Genomic DNA, 20,593 nt, shown 5'->3' on the forward strand with positions numbered 1-20,593 from the left:
TTTATTGTTGTTTTTTCAAGCGAGCCCAGTAGGTGAGGCCCATAATGACACCGAAGAAAAAGCCGCTGACAATGGCCCCCGAAATATTGGCGAACGACACAAGTTCCTGCGTGAACAACTGGCCATCGAAAAAGGTCCCCAGAAAAGCCTGTTCCAAGTACATGAAGACAGCGAAGTAAATGGCTAGCCCCAGTGACACCCACAAGATATGTTTCCGCGCGGCCGGCAGATCCTGGACACTGACTTCGTGGTCCGTCAGGTGGGCCCGACGACTGGCGGCCATCAGGTAGGGACAGATGACAATTGTGATGAACGCGACGTCAAAACCGGCGAGTCCAATCAGGGCCATGTAAGCCGATTGGGTTTGCCACAGCAACGCGATGACCGGACCCAACAGGAGCACTGGTAGGCACATGAAAAAGGCGTTGGTCCCAATCCGGTTGACCTCTTGCCGTTTGTATTCATCGAAATCCCCGGTAATATTGAAAAAGTGTTTAACAATCTTATCACGTAAATTTTCCCCGTTTACCATGATTATGCCTCCCAGAATAAGTGATTGAGATCCGTGTGGAGGGCCTTGGCGAGCCGCAGACACAGATCGAGTGATGGATTATATTTGTCGTTTTCGACTAGATTAATGGTTTGGCGGGCAACTGCAACTTTTTGAGCCAGTTCAAATTGCGTTAGGCCAGCTTGCTTACGATAGTCTTTGACTCGATTCACGCGGGTACCTCCTTTGAAATATCAGATATATATGACATCTTTAGAATACAAAAGCGGTGATAAAATGTCAAATATAAATGACTTTTTGGTGGCAAAATCGGTCGGAATTCGGTAAGCTAGGGGGGAATAAGTCTAGTGAATCGGGGAGCTATGGAACATGAAAATGAAGTGGGTTTTACGGGGAACGTTATTGGTGTTACTGGCCAGTAGCCTGGTGGGGTGTGCGGCTAAGACGCCGGGATACCAGGCCAAGCGGACAATTAAATCCGGTCAGCTGCGGGCGACGACCTTTGCATTAGTTGCTAGCGCAGAGAATTCGACCATCAATTACCGGCAGCAATATGGGTACATCGAAGATATTGGGGATGGTCGTGGTTATACCGCTGGCATCATTGGGTTTACGTCCGCCACTGGTGACCTGCGGCAGGTAGTTCAGCGCTACAGTCGTCTACAAACGCACCATAACGGACTAAAACGCTATTTACCAGCGTTGCGGCGGGTAAACGGGACGGCCTCCCATGTTGGCCTGGGTCCCAAATTTGTAAAGGCTTGGCGCCGGGCAGCGAAGGACCCCCAAATGGTGCGGGCCCAGGATGCCATTTTGAATCGGCAATATCTCAAGCCGGTTTTACGGGCGGCCAAGCAGGACAACTTGAGTCCACTCGGACAGTATATTTATTACGACGCCATCGTGGTCCATGGCCCGGGTGCGGACCGCAATAGTTTCGGGGGTATTCGCCGGCGGGCACGGAAATTGGCCAAGACGCCACGGCGAGGTGGCGATCAGGCGCAGTATCTGCGGGCCTTTCTGAAGGTACGGACGGGTGTGATGCGAGAGGAGAAGGCGCACAAGGATCTCTCCCGGTTAAACGTACAGCGTCGATTCATCAAGGATGAGAATTATCAGTTAAAACGACCGTTGCATTGGCAGATGTATGGGGATTCGTATCGGTTGAGATAAACAAAAGCTCTGACCACCTTTGCTGGTGATCAGGGCTTTTTGGTCTGTAGCGTAAATTGGATAAGTAAAGAGCGGAATTATTTTTCTAGGAATATTCCTTGGATGGATTGGTCAAAAAGCAACGAATTATAAAGGCTTTATGGCCAAATCATAGGTTAAATAAGCGGACTTCCTCTTTGATAAGGGACTTAGTCATCGGACGGAATGACGTATTCATATAGAAAGGATGCCGTTTTAACAGGACCTGCTTCCGAAACTTACCACGGTATAATGTGATTTTTCGTGTGTGGTGACTGACTTTAAACTTAAATGTCCAGGCACCCTTGATCTTTTTGTAGCGTTTGAGGGTGAAGGCCTGATTGTTTTTAATTTTAGTCGCCAATTTGAGTTGTCGGTTATTGGTCCCCGTGTTCGTGAAGTATCGCCAAGTCGCTAGGTTGGTGTGGGGTTTGTTCTTAATGGAAGCCCATCTGAAGGTCTTAGCGGTTAGCGTTATCTGTTCGGACAATTGTGCTTCATTGCCTTCCATGTACCATTTGCCACGGAGTGCGTTTGGTACAGACCGAGTCTTAGCCGCGGCCGTTGTCGTACTGATACCGGCACAGGTTGTCAGCGCCAGTAAGGCCACGACGAAGGGAATCATTTTTTTAATTTTCATACTTATGTAAGCCTCTTTTCAAAATACACTAACCAATCACCCAGTTAGTTATCATCACCATAGACTGTTTGAGGAAACGATACAAATGCAGAATACCCCTGGGAATTCCCTAGGAAGACAAAAAGTGATCAGCGCGACCGGTGTGATATGGAAAGAAAGACGTCCAAGGATGAGGTAGTAAAAAGCCCGCAATCCTCTGTTTGTAGAGGGCGCGGACTTTTGCTGGTTGTTTAGAAGGTTATAATTTGAGTCGTATAGCTGTCGGGGGTCAACGTGATTAAACGTGCACCGCGAGCTAGTGAACCATAAGTGTTGTAACCGGTGACATTGCCATAATTCAGACCGATATCCCGGTAATTGGCAGTGAAATTGTTGTCGTGGTCGTGTCCGGCAAAGAGTGCTTTGACATTCTGGGCTTGAAGCAGGTTGTAAAAAAGCCCGGAGTTGGTGACGGGTGAGCAAACCGGTTCTCCCTGGACGCCGGTTAGGATGTTTTGACCAGCCAGCGTATATTCCGGTAGGGGAATATGGAGAAAGCCCAGATCACAGCGTTTGACTGTGTGGGCGTACGGTAATCGATTGAACCAGTCAATTTGAGCTGGCTCGATGGCGGCGTACTGTTCGGCGTCGGGCCAATGGGAGTAGGCCCCGCTATCCCATACGTAGAGAACGTGCGCTAGTTGGCCTTCGCGCAGGACTTCAAGCGTGTAACTCTCGCGGTCGTCTACCGTCATAGCATAGTGCTTATCTGCATGATGGGCCAGTTTGGATTCAAGTTCTCGTAAGGCTGATCGACTAATTGTGCCTTCCGTATCGTGGTTGCCGTAAGTAATGGCCACGGGGGTAGATATCCGGTTAAGGACATCGTAAAGTGCCGTCAACGTTTCTTCTGGGTGTTGGGCTTCAGTCCCCCACAGTAGATCACCCGTAATCATAATCAAATCAAAGTCGTGTGCTTGGAGGAGCTCATCAATGGCAGTAAGGGTCTTTTTGCTAGCGGCATTCAGTGGCGTATTTCCCAAGTGAATATCAGTTAACTGGCAGATTCGAAAGGGAGCTTGGCTCGTTGTGGTGAGTTGCATCCGTTAGACTCCTTTCTAAGCGTTGAAGTGATTTTCTAGATAGGTGTTGTATCCTTGGCCGACAGCAGCTACGTTATGAGCGTCGGCGCCGAAGACCAGAGGGATTTGTTTAGTTTGTGCTACCTGAACCCACGGAAAGGTAGGTGTAAATTCAGTCTGGGTAGGGCGAAACAAGCCAGCAAAATTACAGTCGAGTAACTCATTATGGTCTGCAATGGTCGTTAATAGTTTCATTAAACGCCGGTCGGTTGTCTCGTCGGCCCAAACTGTTCTTGCGGGAAAGGTGTTGCGCCATTTGCGATACAACATGATGTGACCGTAGCGTGAGGGCTTGTTGGGCACCTGCCAATCAGCAGCGGCCTGTAGTCGTTCCAGATAAGCGTTCGCAACAGCGAGGGGTGAACCGTAGGCCGCAACGACCCCGTTCTTGAAGTCAGTAGCGGTGTCATCAATGGCACGTAATCCCTGAGGGGTGGGGAGAAAGTGGACGGATAAAATTGCGTCATCAATCTGAGCCCCATATTGTGCTAGTTGCGTTGCTGTCCAGTCAGAGAATTCTGGGAAAAAGTCGAATTCAAAGCCGACTAGAATCTTTAACTGTGAGCGGTAGGTCTCCTTTAACCGGGTCATTTTTTCTAGGTAGGCAGGAAGCTCAACCTGGCCAAATGAAGCAGTATATACGGCGTGTCGTGAACCAACGGGATGTTGATAGAAGGCTGGTGGTAAGGGAAAATGTTCGGTAATGCTGTAGGTCTTGAACCCCTGGGCGATGGCTGCTTGAATGTAGTCTTCGACGTCCTCGCCGGAACCGTGAGGACAAAATTCCGTGTGGTTGTGGCCACTCCAGGTGCGACGGTCAATGTCCTGGAGCGCTGTCTTACTCAGCATCGGTGGTCCCCACTTGGTGGATCAGTAAGGGATTTACAAACAAGGTTAAGGGGATATTGGTGGACAAGGGGCGCATAAAGTTTAGTTCTTCCACCTTGAGGACCATACCGCTGTCGGTTAGAAATTGATAGCGGACCCGGTCACCAAGCATGGTCAAAGACGTGACTTTACCTGCAAGTGCAACACTATGGGGGACCTGAATTTGAGAAATTAACTCGGGTCGAATGACATAGTGTTCAGCGACTGCGAGGGGATGATTACCAGCTGTAGTGATTCCTAACCGTTGCAGCTGTTGACCCGTTAAGAGATTGTGATTGCCAATAAATTCAGCCATGAAGACGTTAGCCGGTTGGGCATAGATGGCCATAGGTGATCCTTGTTGCTGAACACAGCCTTCATTCATCACGATAATATCGTCTGAAATAGCCATGGCCTCTCCTTGATCGTGGGTAACGAATAGCATGGTAATTCCCAATTTTTGCTGGTATTCTCGAATTTGTTCCCGTAAGCTAACACGAATCTTGGCATCGAGGGCGCTAAGAGGTTCATCCAACAATAATAATTTGGGCTTGAGTACCATGGCCCGGGCAATCGCAACCCGTTGCTTCTGGCCACCCGAGAGTTGGTCAGGGTAGGCATCCCGTTTGTCGGTGAGTCCCACGGTTTTGAGCATGGCGGCAACCGCTTCGCGAATCTCGGCGGGAGCTTGCTTTTGTACCCGTAGCCCGTAAGCAACGTTATCGAAGATCGTCATGTTGGGAAATAGTGCATAGGATTGGAAGACCATCCCGATATTACGCTGGTTAGCCGCTTGGTCTTGAATCTCTTGATTATCCAAGAGAATTTTTCCGTTAACATGCTGATTGAGCCCAGCAATAGCGCGTAAAACGGTGGTTTTTCCACTTCCACTGGGACCCAGAAACGTGGTCAACGTGTTACGGCGAACCTTGAACGACATGTCCTTGATGACTTCATTGCCAGAAAGTGTGATATCAAGGTGCTGAATTTGGAGAAAATCTGCTTGCATTAGTTGTGAGTCCCTTTCTGACTGGATTGGTCGTGTTTGGCATAGTGGCGCATGATGACAATCAAAATTAAGGATACCAGGGCTAAAAAGATAAAGTAGATGGTTGTTAGCACGCTACTAGCTTGACCATTACTCTGCATTAGCCGGTACATATAAATTTTGAGTGTTTCAAAGTTACCACCTAACAAAATGTTTGTGAGCACGTACTCCCCAAAGGCACTGGTAAAGGTTAGAAGCATGGCAATCAATATTCCCGCACGAATATTGGGTAGAATCACCTTAATAAAGGCTTTGAGGGGAGAATCGCCAAGAACCAGGGCTTGTTCAAACATGGCCCGAAAGTCTTGACCAATGAAGGCGTTGTCGAGGGCCTGATAGGTGAGTGGCAAGCTGAGCAACGAAATTGCCAAGACTAGGATCAAAAGTTTTGGAATTGGTAGGTCAGCGTACAGCTGAATGAGACCCGTGACCAGAATAATGCCCGGAATGGTGAAAGGTAGAACGGTCACGAAACGCAGGTGTGACTTTACCCGAGCATCGTAGACGTTGGCGTAGAAAACCACAGGTAAAAAGCAAATTTGGGCAATTATAGTGGTCAGTAGGCCTAATCCTAGCGAGCGTAGGAGAGATGATGTGAAATCGGCATTGGTGATCAACTGACTGTACCATTTCAGAGTGAAGCCGCTGGGCAGAATTGTTTTTACCCAGGAGGTTGAAAAGGAATAAATCATGGTGACCACGATGGGTGTAACCAGGTAAAGGAAGAGGGCGGTCATGATGCCCCGAGCCCAGTAAGTGCTTGCTTTATGATGCATTAGGCAGCTACCTCGCGCTTGCTACGGGTGACCCGGTTTCCTAGCCAAACTAGGGCCGTCATTACCAGAGCAAAGAGGGTGGCAAACGTGCAAGCAAGTGGAATATTTGCGGTTAAGCCGCCGTCAATCAAAGTTCCAATCAGGGTTGGAATTGTGACGATACTATTGCCGGTTAAAGCAAAGGTTGTTTCGTAAGTCCCCATCGCATTTGCAAAGAGGAGAATCAAGACCTCAATGATGTTGGGGAAAATAATGGGTAGAATCACCTTCTTGAAGAAAAAGAAGGGGGATGCGCCTAGAACGGCGGAAATTTCGCGCCATTCGGGGTTGAGTTCTTCAAAAACGGGGAACAAGAATAAAATTCCCAAGGGAACTTCGAAGAAGGTGTAAGCCAAGGTGGTACCGCTCAAAGAATAAATCTCAAATAAACGGGGCAGGTGGAGCGCCGTCGTCAGAGCTTGCCAGATCCCGGCATTACCAAACAGAATGATTAACGAGAATGCCAAAGGGACCCCGGCAAAGCTAGCCGACATGTTAAATAAGGAAATAAACATGTTTTTGGTCGACGGGGCTAAGTGGGTTAAAGACCAGGCGCCAACGATGGCAATCAATAAGGAGAATACGGACGTAATCAGTGCGATGCCTAGACTGTTGCGAATGGCTTCGCTGTAGTAATGGTTGGTAAAGACTTGGCGATAGTTATCGAGACTAAAGCCAGCGTCGCCTCCTTGAAAACTGGCGACAATCATCACACTAATCGGTAATAGAAGGACCAGGATGACCAACAGACTCAGCGGGGAAAAGACTTTTAGTCGGGTTGTCATGTGACTACTTCGCCCCGAGAACGTCGTTTTGCCATTGTTGTCCTAGCTTAACGGTTGCCTTGTTCCAAACGTCATTACTCTTCACGTGGAAGACTTTCTTGTAATCGCTTTGAGGTAATAGCTTCTTCTTCACATCTGCTGGTAGCTTGACACTGCTTCGAATAGGCCGTGCGTAACCCTTAGCTAAGTTAATTTGACCTTGGTCGGACAAAATAAAGGCCCGGGCTAACTTGGCGGCGTTGGGGTGAGCGGCGTTTTTGTTAATGATTTCCGTGTACCCGCTGGTGACAGTGCCATCGGTAGGTACCGTGATTTTGAAACGTTTTTCATTAACTTGGTGTGCGTAGTTGAGGGCGTTGAAGTCCCACATCACAGCAACTTGAATTTCACCTTTTTGGAGGTTCTGAACAGTGGCGTCGACGGTTGAGAGGCGTTTTTTGGCGTGTAGCTTGGCAAAGTATTTCAAGCCGGGTTCCACGTTGTCTTCACTACCGCCATTTGCGTAAGCGGCGGTTAACACGGCGTATTGAGCCTGAGCCGCAGTGGCGACGTCACCCAGGGATACTTTGTATTTGCCACTGGCTAAATCAGCCCAGGACTTAGGCGCATCGGCAGCTTTCACATTCTTGGTGTCGGTGATAAAGACCATCGAGCCAGAGTAGCCAGCAGAGTAGTAGCCCTTTTTATCTTTGGCCCAGTCCGGAATTTCCTTCCAGTACTTGGTCTTGTAGGGTGTCACCAGTTTCTGCTGAACGGCAGTGGGGGCCACGTTTAAACCGATATCACCAATGTCGGGAGAGTCACTAGATTTAGCACGTTTGAACTTTTGGAGTTCTTGGGCACTAGACATGTCAGTATCAACGTGTGAAATACTATATTTGCTCTTGATGTCTTTCCAAGTGCCAATCCAGTTGGCCCAGGTATCTGGCATACCTACGGAAGCAATTTTGCCTTCCTTCTTGGCTTGTTTCTCAATCGTTTCCCAATTATCGGATGTTCCTGCGGCATTCTTGGTTGAGCACCCAGCTAACGTGGCGGTCAACGTTAAGGCGGCTGCAGCAATAGCTAAATTGCGTTTGTTTAACATGAAAATCAACACTTCCTCTTCTATTAGGTACTAGCAGTATATTAGCGAACTCGTGTAAAGTGCTTGCAAAATTGCCGTATTATTTTTGTAAACGGCATATTTATTTAATTATGTAAACGTTCACTGCCAACGCAATTAACTAGTTGGGATTCAATGTAGATATTGCGCTTAAACTAGTGAACCCATCGAGCAGAATTCAAGCTTTTTGATTTTCACGAAAACACGAAAAACCCGTGGCCAGGACGACCGCGGGTTCCTAATGATCTTTAATTTGTAAGGCCAAACGAACCAGCAAGTTGGTCAGCAGTGAAATCAGTAGCGCGTAGCCCAACACCAGCGCCAACAGGATAATGGCGCCGGTCAAAAACGTGAGAAAGCCGCTGGCCACGTTTAGCAGAGTGAGGCCCACCGTTAGAATCACGATGATGGTCACGAAGCCAATCAGGCCAATCCGGGAGTTTGCGAAGTCGGCGGCACTTAAATCAAAGCCACCGATACTCAGATTGAGCGATAATAGTACCATAATTGTCCACCGAATCCAGGGATGATCGTCGCCACCCAGCGCACCCAGAAAGCCCGACCAGTCCAGGTTGAACGGGTCAGCAATCAGTGTTAACATGCCCTGAAACCAGCTGGGAATCAGGAGAGCCGTTAATCCCAACAAGACCGCCGCACAGCCGAAGATGGGGGCAATCCCAATAAATAAATTACCGGTGACCTGGTACCAATTTCGCTGATTCCAAGTGTGATTGACGTAGCCCAACGCCAGGTCGGGCTGGCCATCTGCCCCGCGGCGATTGGGATGTGGCCGTTTAAGCAGCCGGACCTTATCGATTCGGTGACCAAACACCACGGCCGTCACCAGATGGCTGAGTTCATGAAAGAAAATACCGATGAACCCCAAGTACAGCTCACTGTTTACGCCAAATCCATTGGCTAAAAAAGCCTTGGTGTTGCGGTTTAGAAACGTTAACAGCGTGACAAAGATAAAGGGGATCACCAGTAGATCCAGGCCGACGATCCCCAAATTCTTGAAAATGAGGACCAGGTCCGTATTCATCGCTTACTCCAGCAAGTCGGTGAACGTGCCGTGAACCAGCGTAGCGAGCGCCGTGGCATCAACTTCAACCGACCGACCAATCTGACCGGAAGAAACGAGAATTTGCCCCTGTTCTTGGGCAGTGTTGTCGAAATAAATTGGGAAGTGGTTCTTTTCCCAAATTCCAACCGGGGTGTTGGCGCCATGCTCGTACCCGGTCGTCTTGACCAAGTCCTTCAGTGGCACCATATCGACCTTCTTGTTGCCAGAAGCCTTGGCCAACTTTTTTTCATCTAGGTGTTCATCGATGGGAAGCACGCCGACCACTGGTCCGGTCGTGGGACCGCTCAACACCAGCGTCTTGTAGATGTGGTGCTCGTCAACGTCTTCGTGATCGACGTCTAATTGGGCGACGTCGCCCTGGGTGTGGGTCGCAAACTCGAATTGTTTGTAAGCGACTTTGTTCTTATCTAAAATCTGTTCAACTAACGTCTTATGCAGGCGTTTACCTTTTTTCTTTTTGGACATGGGACTCACCTTTCAAAATTTTATTGATAAATTGGACCGCACTTTAAAAATAAATGGACCGGTTGTTTTTCTATAAAAGAAGACACCGCCACCAAAACCTGTTATACTCTATCAAAGAGAATACCTGTTGAGCGGTTGCGCTCAGCGTACAGTGACGTCTAGTTGAAGAGTTATGAGGAGATATCATGGCAGATTTAGTCTATCGACAAGTGATGCGGGACTTAAAACATCGTATCCATCAAAATGAATTTCCCAATAAACGGCTGCCGGACGAGCGGAGCCTCAGCGAAGCTTACGGTGTGAGCCGCAGCTCGGTGAAGCGAGCACTCAGTATTCTGGCGAACCAGGGACTGATTTTTAAAAAGCGCGGTTCGGGAACCTTCATTAACCCATTATATATGAAAAACCAAACAATTTTTCAATATGAGGGATCAAATTTAGGAATTACTGACAGTATGAAATCAGCGGGGAACACACCGGGCATTCGGTTGCTCAATTTTAACGTGGTTCCGGCCAGCAAAGAAATCCAACAGGACCTGTTCCTCGAGGAGGGCGACTTCGTTTATGAAATCAAGCGGCTACGGCTGTTTGACGACAAGCCGTTCATGATTGAAACGGGCTACATTCCTATTAAAATTGCGCCGAACCTGACGCAGGCAACGGTGTCGGACTCTATTTTTAATTACCTGGAAAGTCAGGACAAAGTTGTCACTAAGTCCTTCATGTCAATTCAGGCCCAGCCATCAACGGCGGAAGATCAAGAGTTGTTGCAGCTGAAGCCGGTGGAACCCGTCGGCATCATGGAAGGAATTTTCTTTCTGGATGACGGGACGCCGTTTGAAGTGTCCAACATGCGGTTACACTATCAGTATTTGAACTATAACACCTTTGTTTCCCTAGATGAAGAATAACGTTCGCTATGGGGGAAATAGGATTATTGCGTCGCCTCCGGGCTGGTGAAAAATGGCCGTGGCGCGCTGGGTACTAGCAGTGAAATTAATATATTTTTGCCATAAGTCTGGGACGAGATGTCCTGGACTTTTTATTTTATCCAAGAAGTGGCACGGATTTGGTTCACGTTTTACACAAATTGATACGGTCCAATTGTCAAAAAGGTTGACTTTTATAAAAATCAGCCTATGATAGAGGCTGTAAAAAGCATCCCGGTAGTCACTACGAGATAAATTTTACGCGTTTTCTAACCATTAGATAACGATGTCGTTACGAATTCACAGAAGGAGTGTTAATTACATGGCAAATGCAGACTTCGATTCCAAGTCCTACTTGGAAGGCGTTGACAAGTATTGGCGTGCAGCAAATTACTTGTCAGTTGGTCAGTTATTTTTGCGTGACAACCCATTATTGAAGCGTGATTTAACCTCTGACGATGTAAAGATTAAACCAATTGGTCACTGGGGGACGATTGTTTCTCAAAACTTTATCTATGCTCACTTAAACCGGGCTATTTTAAAGTATGACTTGAACATGTTCTATATTGAAGGTTCAGGTCACGGTGGCCAAGTGATGGTTTCTAACTCATATCTTGATGGTAGTTACAGTGAAATTTATCCAAACATTTCTCAAGACGAAGCTGGATTGAAGCGTTTATTCAAGCAATTCTCCTTCCCAGGTGGTGTGGCTTCTCACGCTGCTCCTGAGACACCAGGTTCTATCCATGAAGGTGGGGAACTCGGTTACAGCCTTTCTCATGGGACCGGGGCTATCCTCGACAACCCAGACGTCATTGCCGCTGTTGAAATCGGTGATGGTGAAGCTGAAACTGGTCCATTGGCCACTTCATGGTTCTCAGACAAGTTCATTAACCCAATCAAAGATGGTGCGGTATTACCAATCATCAACATGAACGGGTTCAAGATTTCTAACCCAACTATCCTGTCACGGATGTCCGACGAAGACTTAACCAAGTACTTCGAAGGTATGGGCTGGGATCCACACTTTGTTGAAATTGACGAAAACGAAAAAGACTTCACGCGGGTTCACGAAGACATGGCTAAGACCATGGATACGGCCATCGAAAAGATCAAGGCTATCCAAAAGCATGCTCGTGAGAACAACGACGATTCATTGCCTAACTGGCCAATGATCATCTTCCGTTCCCCTAAGGGCTGGACTGGTCCTAAGGCCGACTTAGATGGCAACCCAATCGAAGGCTCCTTCCGTGCCCACCAAGTGCCAATTCCTGTTGCCGCTGGCGACATGGAACACGCCGACATGCTGGTCAACTGGTTGAAGTCTTACAAGCCAGAGGAACTCTTCAACGAAGACGGTTCTGTTAAGCAAGAAATCCGTGACATGGCACCTAAGGGTGAACAACGGATGGCCATGAACCCAATCACTAATGGTGGGATCAAGCCAGAACCTTTGAAGCTCCCTGACTATAAGAAGTACGCCGTCGACACCACTGAACACGGTAAGACGATTGCGCAAGACATGTTAGTTTGGTCCGATTATCTGGCTGACGTCATGAAGTTGAACCCGAATAACTTCCGTGGCTTTGGTCCTGATGAAACGAAGTCCAACCGGTTGTACGCTGCCCTGGATTACGGGAAGCGTCAATGGATGGAAGACATTCATGAACCAAACGATGAAAACATGGCCCACGAAGGCCGGATCATTGATTCACAACTTTCCGAACACCAAGCTGAAGGCTGGTTGGAAGGTTATGTCTTGACTGGTCGTCATGGTTTCTTCGCCACCTACGAATCCTTCGGCCGGGTCGTTGACTCTATGTTGACGCAACACATGAAGTGGTTACGTAAGGCCGTTGAACAGGACTGGCGCAATGATTACCCATCATTGAACTTCGTTGACACCTCGACTGTCTTCCAGCAAGACCACAACGGGTACACCCACCAAGATCCAGGTATGCTGACCCACTTGGCTGAAAAGAAGCCTGAATTTATCCGTGAATACCTGCCAGCCGATGCCAACACCTTGTTGGCTGTCGGTAACGTGGCCTTCCAGAGCCGCAACAAGATCAACGTCATTGTGACGTCTAAGCACCCACGTCCACAATGGTTCTCCATTGATGAAGCCACGAACTTGGTTAACAATGGTTTAGGCTACGTTGACTGGGCTTCAACTGATCAAGGTCAAGAACCTGACATTGTCTTCGCTGCTGCTGGGACTGAACCAACTTGGGAATCATTAGCCGCAATTTCATTGTTGCATGACGAATTCCCTGAAATGAAGATCCGCTTCATTAACGTGGTTGATCTTTTGAAGTTGCGTTCACCTAAGCTGGACCCACGGGGGATTTCTGACGAAGAATTCGACCGTCTGTTCACGACTGACAAGCCTGTTATCTTTGCCTTCCATGGCTTTGAAGGCTTGATCAAGGATCTCTTCTTCGACCGTCACAACCACAACGTTCACGTTCATGGTTACCGTGAAAATGGTGACATTACGACACCATTTGACATGCGGGTCTTGAACCAATTGGACCGTTATGACTTGGCCAAGGAAGCCGTCAGCGACATTAAAGAATACGCTGTTAAGGGCGCCTACTTTATCCAACGCATGGACGACATGGTTGCTAAGCACACGGCTTACATCCGTGAGGTCGGGACTGATTTGCCAGAAGTTAACAACTGGCAATGGAAGCCACTGAAGTAACTTAAAAATGTTTGATGAGGCACCTACCTGGTCCATTTGGACTGGGCGGGTGCTTTTTTGTTGCGACGCTATGATTCCAGAAAGTAGTGTGGTATAACTGGTTAATGGCATAACTGGTCACGACGAGGAATCATGGCCCGTGGCCAAACTGGGAATAGATAGGGGACGACGGTATGCGTCGAGGTCGGGGTTTAGTATTAGGCATATTAGTGGGGTTATTGTTAATCGGTTTTGGGTATCGGAGTGGGCGGTTGCCACAATTAACCGCCGCCATTGATCAGATTCGGGGTGGCAACGCCTTCGGATCACCGCAGGACCCAACGATTACGCACGCGGCATCCGTGAAGGTGCCTAAGGATGCCACGCCCATCGTGGACATTGTGCAGGGCGTAGGGTTGTCGAAAACGTATTACTACCGGTTCAGCGACCAGCTGCCGGCGGACGGTAAGCAAGTTTTTGCTGACGCCGTTCAGGTCTATAATCAGACGGGCATCGTGCATTTAGTTGAAAATTCGGGCTGGTCGGGCGCAGGTCATAACCAGATTACCTTTTCTGTGTATCACAAAAAGATGGCTAAACAGGCCGCTACGGTGGAGCTGGGTCATGGGGGTCCCGAGATTATTCAGACGAATGATGGCTGGGGGACCGACAGCGAAAATCATGCGGAGGCTAGCCTTAACGGCGATTACGCAGCGGCTTATACGGATGCCGTGGCCGTCCATGAATTGGGGCACGCGTTGGGCTTAGACCACAGTAAGTCGCGCAAGTCGGTGATGTATCCCATTGCTCACGGTCAGACCCGATTATCACGCGGGGACTTGAAGAGTTTGAAGCTGATTTATCAGTAAAAATTGATGGGGTATTTGTTGGTAAACCTTGGATGAACATGGTAGACTAAAGCCATCAGAAAAGGCCCGTGTCTGTTACACGGACCTAGTCTGTGAAAGCTAGCCGCTGAGACAACGGTAACTGATCAAGATTGACTCATGGAGCGAGTCTTCCCTAACCTGCTAAAGTTAGAGGGAAGGCTTATTTTTTTGCCATCGTTCGCGTAACTGGGTCTATTAGCCGGTTACAGATCAAAAAACGCACCGACCAGTAGCAAGCAGCTACCGAACCGGTGCGTTTAACATGGTATACTAATGGGATGAGGGACACTCAAGGTCAACGGCAACGATTTGCACGTCGTAACTGGCGTTGGGGGCCTGAATTGTGACCGTTTCGCCGGGATGATGTCCCAACAGGGCCTTGCCCAACGGCGATACCCGGGTGATTTTTCCCGCCTCGAGGTCGGCTTCTTGAGTGCCAACCAGTTGGTAAACGGCCTGGTCATCGTCGTCCATAAAGGTCACGGTGACCCATTTGCCGAGCTCGACCTGGTCGTTGGCAGCGGGGTTGACGACCTTGGCGTACTGAAGCTGCTTATTGAAGAACCGCAGCTGACTTTCTAGGTGACGTAGGTCTCGTTTAGCGGCGGAATATTCCGCGTTTTCTGAAAGGTCCCCGTGCGCCCGGGCCTCGGCTAGAATCGCAATTTTTTCGGGACGGTCGGCTTCGAGGGCCGCAATTTTTGTTTGCAGCTCTCGGTAGCCGGCTGCTGTGATGGGGTTAAAGTCTTCTGCCATCGTATCACCTCAATTTACATAGTTATTTGTTGCCGGTCTGGTGAAAACTGGTCCTGGCCGCGGTGGTTTTCGTTCCCGGCGGCAGATTCAAAGTGCCCGGCTATGGGGTCGGTTCCAGCCAAAGGGCGGGCTTCCACCTCGATTTTGAGCCGAAGAGCGGTCTCAAAAGTCGCCCCGTGGACTAGGCTGGAAAAGAACTCCAGCCAAGGCCACCGACACAGCCGGTCACTTTGATCTGCCTCTGGTCACTAACAACGACCTAGTTAGGCCCAGTTTTCCCAGTTTTGCTGCTGACACTGGTTTAGCCCGTCAATGAATCGTGGTCAAATAGGCCCAGCTTGTTTAACTATTGGCGTAATCTTCTCTGAAGCAAATCAGTTAGGCGAGAATATGAATAGTAAAAGGTTTCGTGGTTCAGCCAGTTAGCAATGATTGACCAATCTCAGCGACCGGTTCCCAGGCTCAAAGTTGAGGTGGAAGACCGCTCCTCAGTCTGGAACCGGCCCCATAGCAGGGCACCCTGAGCCCGCCGCCGGGAGCGGCATGCCCAACATATTGCCAACCGCAGTTCCATTTTAACGAACGATTTGGAAAAAGAAAAGGAGTCACCTCATGAAATTATCCGTACAGTATTGGGTCAAACAAACCGGAATTGGTCTGATTTTTACCCTGATCTTTATGTTACTCGGGCACCTCAACTATGCGCAGTGGCGCCTGATACCGGGAATGTCGATTGCCGACTGGTACTTCCTGGTCTGCCTGTTGTGTTTTGCCTTCGCCAAGTGGGTCATCCTCGAAGACAACCGGGATGTGAAGGCCCCCACGATTCGGCGACGGCGGAAGCGGGGATTGAAAAAGGCCAGTGATGACACGGCCTCCGTCTATGAGAAAATGGCCAAGCCAGCCCGGGCCCCGCGACTTCAGGCAGCGCCGAAAACGACACTGAAGTGGTATTGGTTAGTCCTGCTTGACATCGTGCTCGCCTTCACGAGTCCACTGATTTTAGGTGGCTTTATCACTTATTCATTACGGCACAATTAAATTGTGTGATTTTTTCAAGCTTTAACGTGCGTTAAATGACGTTTTTGCGACTTCCCCCCTTATTGAGGCGTTTCATGTTAAAGTAGTAACAGTTGGAAGAGGTCAGTTTTACGGCAACTGATTTTGCCAGTCAATCGGTTAAAGTATACGTGAATAACGGGTTAACATGATTGAGGGGCATCCACTGGTTATCTAATCAGATATTGTCGGCCTGACAGTGCGTCAGAATGAGTTGTCACTTAGGTTAATGGCGTTTTGAAGATTTGACCAATGTGCTGAAGAGTAAGTAGTGGTTATCGGAGGCCTAAGGGACACGAGTAGTTAGAACTTGGGGGAGTGCTAATTTGCCGACTGGAATTAAATAATCCACTTAGAAGAGGGCTACCAGGACTGGTGGTTCTTTTTTATGCCTAGATGGCACCGCAAAACGATTGCAAACAAGTCAATTTCAAGGTACATTAGTGGGTAATAGGTACTGTGCAAGACTAGTTGAAAGGGTGTGATAGTTGTGTTGGCCGTTTACCTTTGTGAAGACAATCCTGAACAGTTGAAACATTATACGGATGTGGTTCAGCGTTACATGATGATCAATGATTACGATATGCAGGTCGTTTGTGCGACAGCGAGTCCAGCAGAGTTGTTGCATCAGTTGACGATTGACCCACCAGAGTACGCACTATTTTTCTTAGATATTGAGTTCCCGGCCGAACAAATGTCGGGGTTAGAGACCGCCATTGCCATTCGCAAACAGTTGGGATTCGCTGAAATCGTGTTCGTGACGACCCACTCAGAAATGGCTTTGTTAACGTTTGAGCGGAAGGTGGAGCCAATGGACTTCATCGTGAAGGACCTGGGGCGCGAGCAGATCGACCAGAAACTCCGGGAAAATATCGATTACGGGTATGAGCGCTATACCAATTACTTAAGCAATACGGAAAATCTCTTTAGCTACACGATTGGTGGCCGAAATTTTAGCCTACCGATGGGCGATGTTTACTTCGTGGCGACCGCGGAGACGCCCCACAAGGTGACGGTTCACGCGGCCAGTCAACTGGTTGAATTTCCTGGATTCCTGAAGGATATTGCGGATCAGTATCCGGAGCTTTATCGAACGGACAAGAGTTTTCTAGTGAACTTGGCGAACGTGAGCGGTATCGACGAAGTTAATCGCCAACTGCTTTTCCCTAATGGGGATCGAACGGACGTGGCGACCCGGCGTTTTCATGAGGTCAAAACGTTGGTGCAGAAACATCTGAAGGCTTGAAAGGGTGACAGGCGTGCACGTCTTTGACTCACATTTTTGGATAAATTTGGTGCTGGCCGTGACCATGCAGTGGTTCATCACGCTCTGGATTGGGGTCATTCGGCCACAAAACTGGAAATTGCCGCTCAAGTGGATTGGATGGGGCCTGATTCCCGCCGTCATCGGGAAATCCTGGGCCCTGATTCTACCGCCACTGAGCGCACTACTATACTTAATGCACCACCGGCCACGAATGACGGTAATCTTTGTCAACGCGACCATCGTGATTTATTTGGTCGTGGTGCTGGTAAACGACGTGATGCGGGCCGTCACAATTGAATTGTTTGGCTTTGCCACGAGTCAGACGCCGCTGGTGATTGCCTGTCGCCTTATTTTTCAATTGGTAATCTACAGTTTATTTTCGATTGCCGTGACGGGGATGCGTCTGCAACCGGGGAACTTGGAACGACTGGCTTTTAATCGTAAGGAACAGGTGACGGTCATGTCCTTGCTGATTAGCCTGGGGGTTCTGGCGCAATTGTCCTCAACCATCATTCACCGGCTGGCCATCACCCACGCAATGATGACGTTTGCGCTGAGCGTGGAACTGGTGATGATCCTGTTGATCAGTACCAGCCTATTTTTCTTCCTGCAAAGTTTTTTCCACCGGCAGCGGGTCCGGGCCTTGTACCAGGAAACGTTGCTACGGACGCGTTATGACCGTCGGATTTCCAATCAGGTCCGGGCCATTCGCGAGTTCAAACAGATTTATCAAAAGCAGATGTTGCGGTTGGGTGACTACCTGGACGCTAAGGATTACCAAGGGTTAACGGCCTATTATCAAACGCTGAATTCCCGCTGGCAGGCGACCAGCCACCTGGCGGGCATCGAAGAGGAGGGGCTGCAACGGCTAAACGACCCCGCCCTAAAGAGTCTGCTCTTCCAGAAAATATTGGCCGCGCAGAATCGGGGCCTGTCACTACGGCTTGAAGTGCCGACCGCCATTCGTAGTCTGCCCATGGACAGTGTGCTACTGTTGCGGGTGATGGGGATTCTGTTGGACAATGCCATTGAAGCCGGCGCCGTTGCTGGGCGGACGGCTATTTACTGTGCCGTGCTGGATTATCCCGATTCCGTTGAGCTAGCGGTGGCGAATCCGGTGTCAATCACCAAGCCGCCGAAGATTAATGAATTTATGACAGCGGGGTACACGACCAAGGGTGAGGGCCACGGTCAGGGCCTGAACACGGTTCGAGAAATTGTCGATGAGACGCCTAATGCGGCCCTACAGATTGCTTTGAAACGCGGTATGTTGTATCTGACACTAATCTTAACGAAGCCGGGGAGGTGAGCACGTGATTACGGTGAGTCAATTGAGTCTGGGGCTGGCGGACTACTCGATGAGCTTCTGGTTCGTCCTGTTTCAATACTATTGGTTCCCACAATTGTTGCCGATGAAGCATACGTCATTATACTGTGCGCTAATTGCGGCAGTCTATACGACGGTCGACCTACTAAATCCTTTCACGGCGCATAGCACGCTCCTGGGGGCGTTGCCCGTTATCTTGCTATTAGGCTTTGAATTCGCCGTGATGGGATTGCGGCACCAATGGCAGTACCTGCCGGCGTTTATCGACGTGACCATGCTGGCCTACCTGTTGATTGAGTTCATTGATATGATGATGATTGCCGGTGCGATTGCCTTGACCGGGAAGGTGTTTGCCGCTAGTTTCTGGGGAACTTTGATTGAGTTGGTGATTAATAATATTATTTTTGCCGTAATTGGCTCCGGCCTGTGGCTGACCAGAGCACCGATGGAAAATCTGATTCAAGACATCGTGGGGCGCTCAATGGAATACCTGTTTCTGGCTTTCATGTCGGTGCTGGGCGTGATTTACATTTTATTCGAGTATTCCTTGCAATCCCTGCAAGACTCGGAATCCTACCTGGTTTTTCTAGGCGGCATCGCGGGCACCCTGGTGGTTGGCCTGTCGTTGAGCACGTACATGCTGATGCAGACCCACTTACAAACGGAGCACACACGATTTCAGACTGATCAACGAGAATTTCGGGAGCAGTATACCACGGAATTGAATCGGCAAATGGGAGCGGTCCGCAAGTTTAATCACGACTACCAAAACATGTTGCTAGGCTTAGGGGGCTACCTCGCGGATCAGGATTACGACGGCTTTCGGCAGCTGTATATCGACATCCGTTCGGGCTGGGAAACCAGCAATGCCGCGGATCTAACGATTGAGGACCTGGTCAATGTTCCCAGCGCGGCGCTTCGATATCAGCTTTATCATAATTATTTATTAGCACAGCAGCAGGGCGTTCAGCTCTTCGTTAAAGTGCCCGAGCCCCTCACAGCGACGGTGATGACGCTAAAGGATATGGGGCGAATCGTGGATGCAGCCTTGCCACCGATTTTACCCGTTCTGGGCCAGCGTCAGTCGGCTATCGTGACGTTTGAATTAAAAGAAACGGCGAAGGAACTTCGGTGGTCGCTGACCTTTCCGGTGCCTAGGGAGGCCCAGCTAGACGGGCATACCCGAATAGTAGCCGACGAAGGAATATTAGATTTTTCTAATGCTCATGAGTTATTACCGGCTAAAGCGGTGCTGACTTTGCAGATGAAACTCCATTGGGGTCAATTAAGTGTGGCCCTACCGAAGGATTAGCCGAAGTAACCGGGGCCTTGGAGTATTCACAAAGTCAGCATGCAAAATCGTTTACAGAATGGTTTCGTTCGAATAAAGTAATTGTCTGAAAACGCTTGCATTTCTACACCCATCTGATATACTAGGTCTTGTAATACCAATCAATCTTTCAGGGAAGTCGGAAAATAAAGTGATTTTGCGGGTTCTCGACATTGTGAAATTACTCTCAATCTTTACGATTAGGAGAAACTTCACTGCACAATTAGTTTTAACTAACTAAAAGTGATTTGAATTGCTCAATACTACATATTGAGATTATGGCTGATTTGAGTGACAGCGTTATCCTGACTACAAACTGTGATTATGTTGAATGCTCTAATGATGCTAGTGGGAGTCGGAGAGTGGTTACTCCGGCTTTTTTGTTGTATAAGAAAAGAGTGCGGAACCAGCTGCCTTGCGGAACACGTTTCGGAAGCCGCCAGGACCAGGATAGATTGGTGAGAGCCAGTCAAACGGTCCAAAGCAGTTTCAGCAGAAGGCTCAAGGATATTTTCTTAGCCGGGTTAAGCGCAGGAGTCTGGCTCGCGGAGCACGTTTCGGAGGCCGCCAGGATAGGGATAGGCAGGCGAGAGCTAGTCAAATGAACCAACCCAAAATACAGATCATAAGCCCGGAGTTATTTATTAAGGACTAAGCAGAAAACCTGCGATTTTAATCGCAAGATGAATGCCAGAACTTAGTGATTTTTCTCGAAAC

General features: G+C 48.9%; 20 protein-coding genes. 8 read left to right on the forward strand and 12 right to left on the reverse strand.

The annotated features are described in order from the left end of the window. Position 1 precedes the first annotated feature (1 nt). Together JUF13_RS12435 and JUF13_RS12440 are read right to left on the reverse strand one after the other, a co-directional pair. Complete coding sequence (locus tag JUF13_RS12435; RefSeq protein WP_203639934.1) at positions 2–532, reverse strand: DUF3278 domain-containing protein; 531 nt, start codon at positions 530–532, stop codon at positions 2–4. 2 nt (positions 533–534) lie between these two features. Beyond that, the gene (locus tag JUF13_RS12440; RefSeq protein WP_203639935.1) at positions 535–723 is read right to left on the reverse strand and encodes a helix-turn-helix transcriptional regulator; all 189 of its coding nucleotides are present in this window, start codon (positions 721–723) and stop codon (positions 535–537) included. Positions 724–880: 157 nt separating this feature from the next. Between JUF13_RS12440 and JUF13_RS12445 the strand changes: the two genes are divergently transcribed. Continuing rightward, a complete protein-coding gene (locus JUF13_RS12445; RefSeq protein WP_203639936.1) occupies positions 881–1,684 on the forward strand; it encodes a chitosanase in 804 nt (267 codons plus the stop codon). A 148-nt stretch (positions 1,685–1,832) separates the two neighbouring features. Here JUF13_RS12445 and JUF13_RS12450 read toward each other — a convergent pair whose 3' ends face one another. The 9 genes from JUF13_RS12450 to JUF13_RS12490 form a co-directional block, all read right to left on the reverse strand. After that, positions 1,833–2,342 carry a hypothetical protein gene (locus JUF13_RS12450; protein ID WP_203639937.1) on the reverse strand — a complete coding sequence of 170 codons (510 nt, stop codon included), beginning with the start codon at positions 2,340–2,342 and terminating at the stop codon, positions 1,833–1,835. 230 nt (positions 2,343–2,572) lie between these two features. After that, positions 2,573–3,424, reverse strand: coding sequence for a metallophosphoesterase (locus JUF13_RS12455; RefSeq protein WP_203639938.1), 852 nt, complete (start codon positions 3,422–3,424; stop codon positions 2,573–2,575). 15 nt (positions 3,425–3,439) lie between these two features. Continuing rightward, a complete protein-coding gene (gene hisJ / locus JUF13_RS12460; protein WP_203639939.1) occupies positions 3,440–4,312 on the reverse strand; it encodes a histidinol-phosphatase HisJ in 873 nt (290 codons plus the stop codon). Further along, positions 4,302–5,339 carry an ABC transporter ATP-binding protein gene (locus JUF13_RS12465; RefSeq protein ID WP_203639940.1) on the reverse strand — a complete coding sequence of 346 codons (1,038 nt, stop codon included), beginning with the start codon at positions 5,337–5,339 and terminating at the stop codon, positions 4,302–4,304. Before JUF13_RS12465 ends, hisJ begins: the two co-directional genes overlap by 11 nt. Continuing rightward, positions 5,339–6,154, reverse strand: coding sequence for an ABC transporter permease (locus tag JUF13_RS12470; RefSeq protein WP_203639941.1), 816 nt, complete (start codon positions 6,152–6,154; stop codon positions 5,339–5,341). Before JUF13_RS12470 ends, JUF13_RS12465 begins: the two co-directional genes overlap by 1 nt. Next, on the reverse strand, positions 6,154–6,978 hold the full coding sequence (locus tag JUF13_RS12475) for an ABC transporter permease (protein WP_203639942.1): 825 nt from the start codon (positions 6,976–6,978) through the stop codon (positions 6,154–6,156). Before JUF13_RS12475 ends, JUF13_RS12470 begins: the two co-directional genes overlap by 1 nt. 4 nt (positions 6,979–6,982) lie before the next feature. Further along, positions 6,983–8,065, reverse strand: coding sequence for an ABC transporter substrate-binding protein (locus JUF13_RS12480; RefSeq protein WP_203639943.1), 1,083 nt, complete (start codon positions 8,063–8,065; stop codon positions 6,983–6,985). Positions 8,066–8,321: 256 nt separating this feature from the next. Further along, on the reverse strand, positions 8,322–9,125 hold the full coding sequence (locus JUF13_RS12485) for a hypothetical protein (RefSeq protein WP_203639944.1): 804 nt from the start codon (positions 9,123–9,125) through the stop codon (positions 8,322–8,324). A 3-nt stretch (positions 9,126–9,128) separates the two neighbouring features. Next, positions 9,129–9,632 carry an aminoacyl-tRNA deacylase gene (locus JUF13_RS12490; protein WP_203639945.1) on the reverse strand — a complete coding sequence of 168 codons (504 nt, stop codon included), beginning with the start codon at positions 9,630–9,632 and terminating at the stop codon, positions 9,129–9,131. Positions 9,633–9,817: 185 nt separating this feature from the next. Here JUF13_RS12490 and JUF13_RS12495 point away from each other — a divergent pair, with 185 nt between their 5' ends. From JUF13_RS12495 to JUF13_RS12505, 3 genes are all read left to right on the forward strand, one after another. After that, entirely contained in the window at positions 9,818–10,543 is a 726-nt protein-coding gene (locus JUF13_RS12495) for a GntR family transcriptional regulator (RefSeq protein ID WP_125765250.1), read from the forward strand. A gap of 340 nt (positions 10,544–10,883) precedes the next feature. Further along, the gene (locus JUF13_RS12500; RefSeq protein WP_125765248.1) at positions 10,884–13,268 is read left to right on the forward strand and encodes a phosphoketolase family protein; all 2,385 of its coding nucleotides are present in this window, start codon (positions 10,884–10,886) and stop codon (positions 13,266–13,268) included. Between the two features lie 173 nt (positions 13,269–13,441). Next, the gene (locus JUF13_RS12505) at positions 13,442–14,116 is read left to right on the forward strand and encodes a matrixin family metalloprotease (protein ID WP_203639946.1); all 675 of its coding nucleotides are present in this window, start codon (positions 13,442–13,444) and stop codon (positions 14,114–14,116) included. A 291-nt stretch (positions 14,117–14,407) separates the two neighbouring features. Here JUF13_RS12505 and greA read toward each other — a convergent pair whose 3' ends face one another. Continuing rightward, positions 14,408–14,893, reverse strand: a complete 486-nt coding sequence (greA, locus tag JUF13_RS12510; protein ID WP_203639947.1) for a transcription elongation factor GreA — start codon at positions 14,891–14,893, stop codon at positions 14,408–14,410. Between the two features lie 612 nt (positions 14,894–15,505). Between greA and JUF13_RS12515 the strand changes: the two genes are divergently transcribed. From JUF13_RS12515 to JUF13_RS12530, 4 genes are all read left to right on the forward strand, one after another. Continuing rightward, on the forward strand, positions 15,506–15,934 hold the full coding sequence (locus JUF13_RS12515; RefSeq protein WP_125765241.1) for a hypothetical protein: 429 nt from the start codon (positions 15,506–15,508) through the stop codon (positions 15,932–15,934). Positions 15,935–16,442: 508 nt separating this feature from the next. Next, a complete protein-coding gene (locus JUF13_RS12520; protein ID WP_203639948.1) occupies positions 16,443–17,198 on the forward strand; it encodes a response regulator transcription factor in 756 nt (251 codons plus the stop codon). Between the two features lie 4 nt (positions 17,199–17,202). Continuing rightward, on the forward strand, positions 17,203–18,528 hold the full coding sequence (locus JUF13_RS12525; RefSeq protein WP_225893669.1) for a GHKL domain-containing protein: 1,326 nt from the start codon (positions 17,203–17,205) through the stop codon (positions 18,526–18,528). Positions 18,529–18,532: 4 nt separating this feature from the next. Next, positions 18,533–19,858, forward strand: a complete 1,326-nt coding sequence (locus JUF13_RS12530; RefSeq protein WP_203639949.1) for a sensor histidine kinase — start codon at positions 18,533–18,535, stop codon at positions 19,856–19,858. The last annotated feature ends 735 nt before the right edge of the window (positions 19,859–20,593 follow it).

Source organism: Levilactobacillus wangkuiensis, assembly GCF_016861605.1.
Lineage (GTDB): Bacteria > Bacillota > Bacilli > Lactobacillales > Lactobacillaceae > Levilactobacillus > Levilactobacillus wangkuiensis.

What these genes read in the sequence shown, in the direction of transcription:
- JUF13_RS12435 (WP_203639934.1), bottom strand. Translation starts at nt 532, where the DNA reads ATGGTAAACGGGGAAAATTTACGTGATAAGATTGTTAAACACTTTTTC.
- JUF13_RS12445 (WP_203639936.1), top strand. Translation starts at nt 881, where the DNA reads ATGAAAATGAAGTGGGTTTTACGGGGAACGTTATTGGTGTTACTGGCC.
- JUF13_RS12450 (WP_203639937.1), bottom strand. Translation starts at nt 2,342, where the DNA reads ATGAAAATTAAAAAAATGATTCCCTTCGTCGTGGCCTTACTGGCGCTG.
- JUF13_RS12455 (WP_203639938.1), bottom strand. Translation starts at nt 3,424, where the DNA reads ATGCAACTCACCACAACGAGCCAAGCTCCCTTTCGAATCTGCCAGTTA.
- hisJ (WP_203639939.1), bottom strand. Translation starts at nt 4,312, where the DNA reads ATGCTGAGTAAGACAGCGCTCCAGGACATTGACCGTCGCACCTGGAGT.
- JUF13_RS12465 (WP_203639940.1), bottom strand. Translation starts at nt 5,339, where the DNA reads ATGCAAGCAGATTTTCTCCAAATTCAGCACCTTGATATCACACTTTCT.
- JUF13_RS12470 (WP_203639941.1), bottom strand. Translation starts at nt 6,154, where the DNA reads ATGCATCATAAAGCAAGCACTTACTGGGCTCGGGGCATCATGACCGCC.
- JUF13_RS12475 (WP_203639942.1), bottom strand. Translation starts at nt 6,978, where the DNA reads ATGACAACCCGACTAAAAGTCTTTTCCCCGCTGAGTCTGTTGGTCATC.
- JUF13_RS12480 (WP_203639943.1), bottom strand. Translation starts at nt 8,065, where the DNA reads ATGTTAAACAAACGCAATTTAGCTATTGCTGCAGCCGCCTTAACGTTG.
- JUF13_RS12485 (WP_203639944.1), bottom strand. Translation starts at nt 9,125, where the DNA reads ATGAATACGGACCTGGTCCTCATTTTCAAGAATTTGGGGATCGTCGGC.
- JUF13_RS12490 (WP_203639945.1), bottom strand. Translation starts at nt 9,632, where the DNA reads ATGTCCAAAAAGAAAAAAGGTAAACGCCTGCATAAGACGTTAGTTGAA.
- JUF13_RS12495 (WP_125765250.1), top strand. Translation starts at nt 9,818, where the DNA reads ATGGCAGATTTAGTCTATCGACAAGTGATGCGGGACTTAAAACATCGT.
- JUF13_RS12500 (WP_125765248.1), top strand. Translation starts at nt 10,884, where the DNA reads ATGGCAAATGCAGACTTCGATTCCAAGTCCTACTTGGAAGGCGTTGAC.
- JUF13_RS12505 (WP_203639946.1), top strand. Translation starts at nt 13,442, where the DNA reads ATGCGTCGAGGTCGGGGTTTAGTATTAGGCATATTAGTGGGGTTATTG.
- greA (WP_203639947.1), bottom strand. Translation starts at nt 14,893, where the DNA reads ATGGCAGAAGACTTTAACCCCATCACAGCAGCCGGCTACCGAGAGCTG.
- JUF13_RS12515 (WP_125765241.1), top strand. Translation starts at nt 15,506, where the DNA reads ATGAAATTATCCGTACAGTATTGGGTCAAACAAACCGGAATTGGTCTG.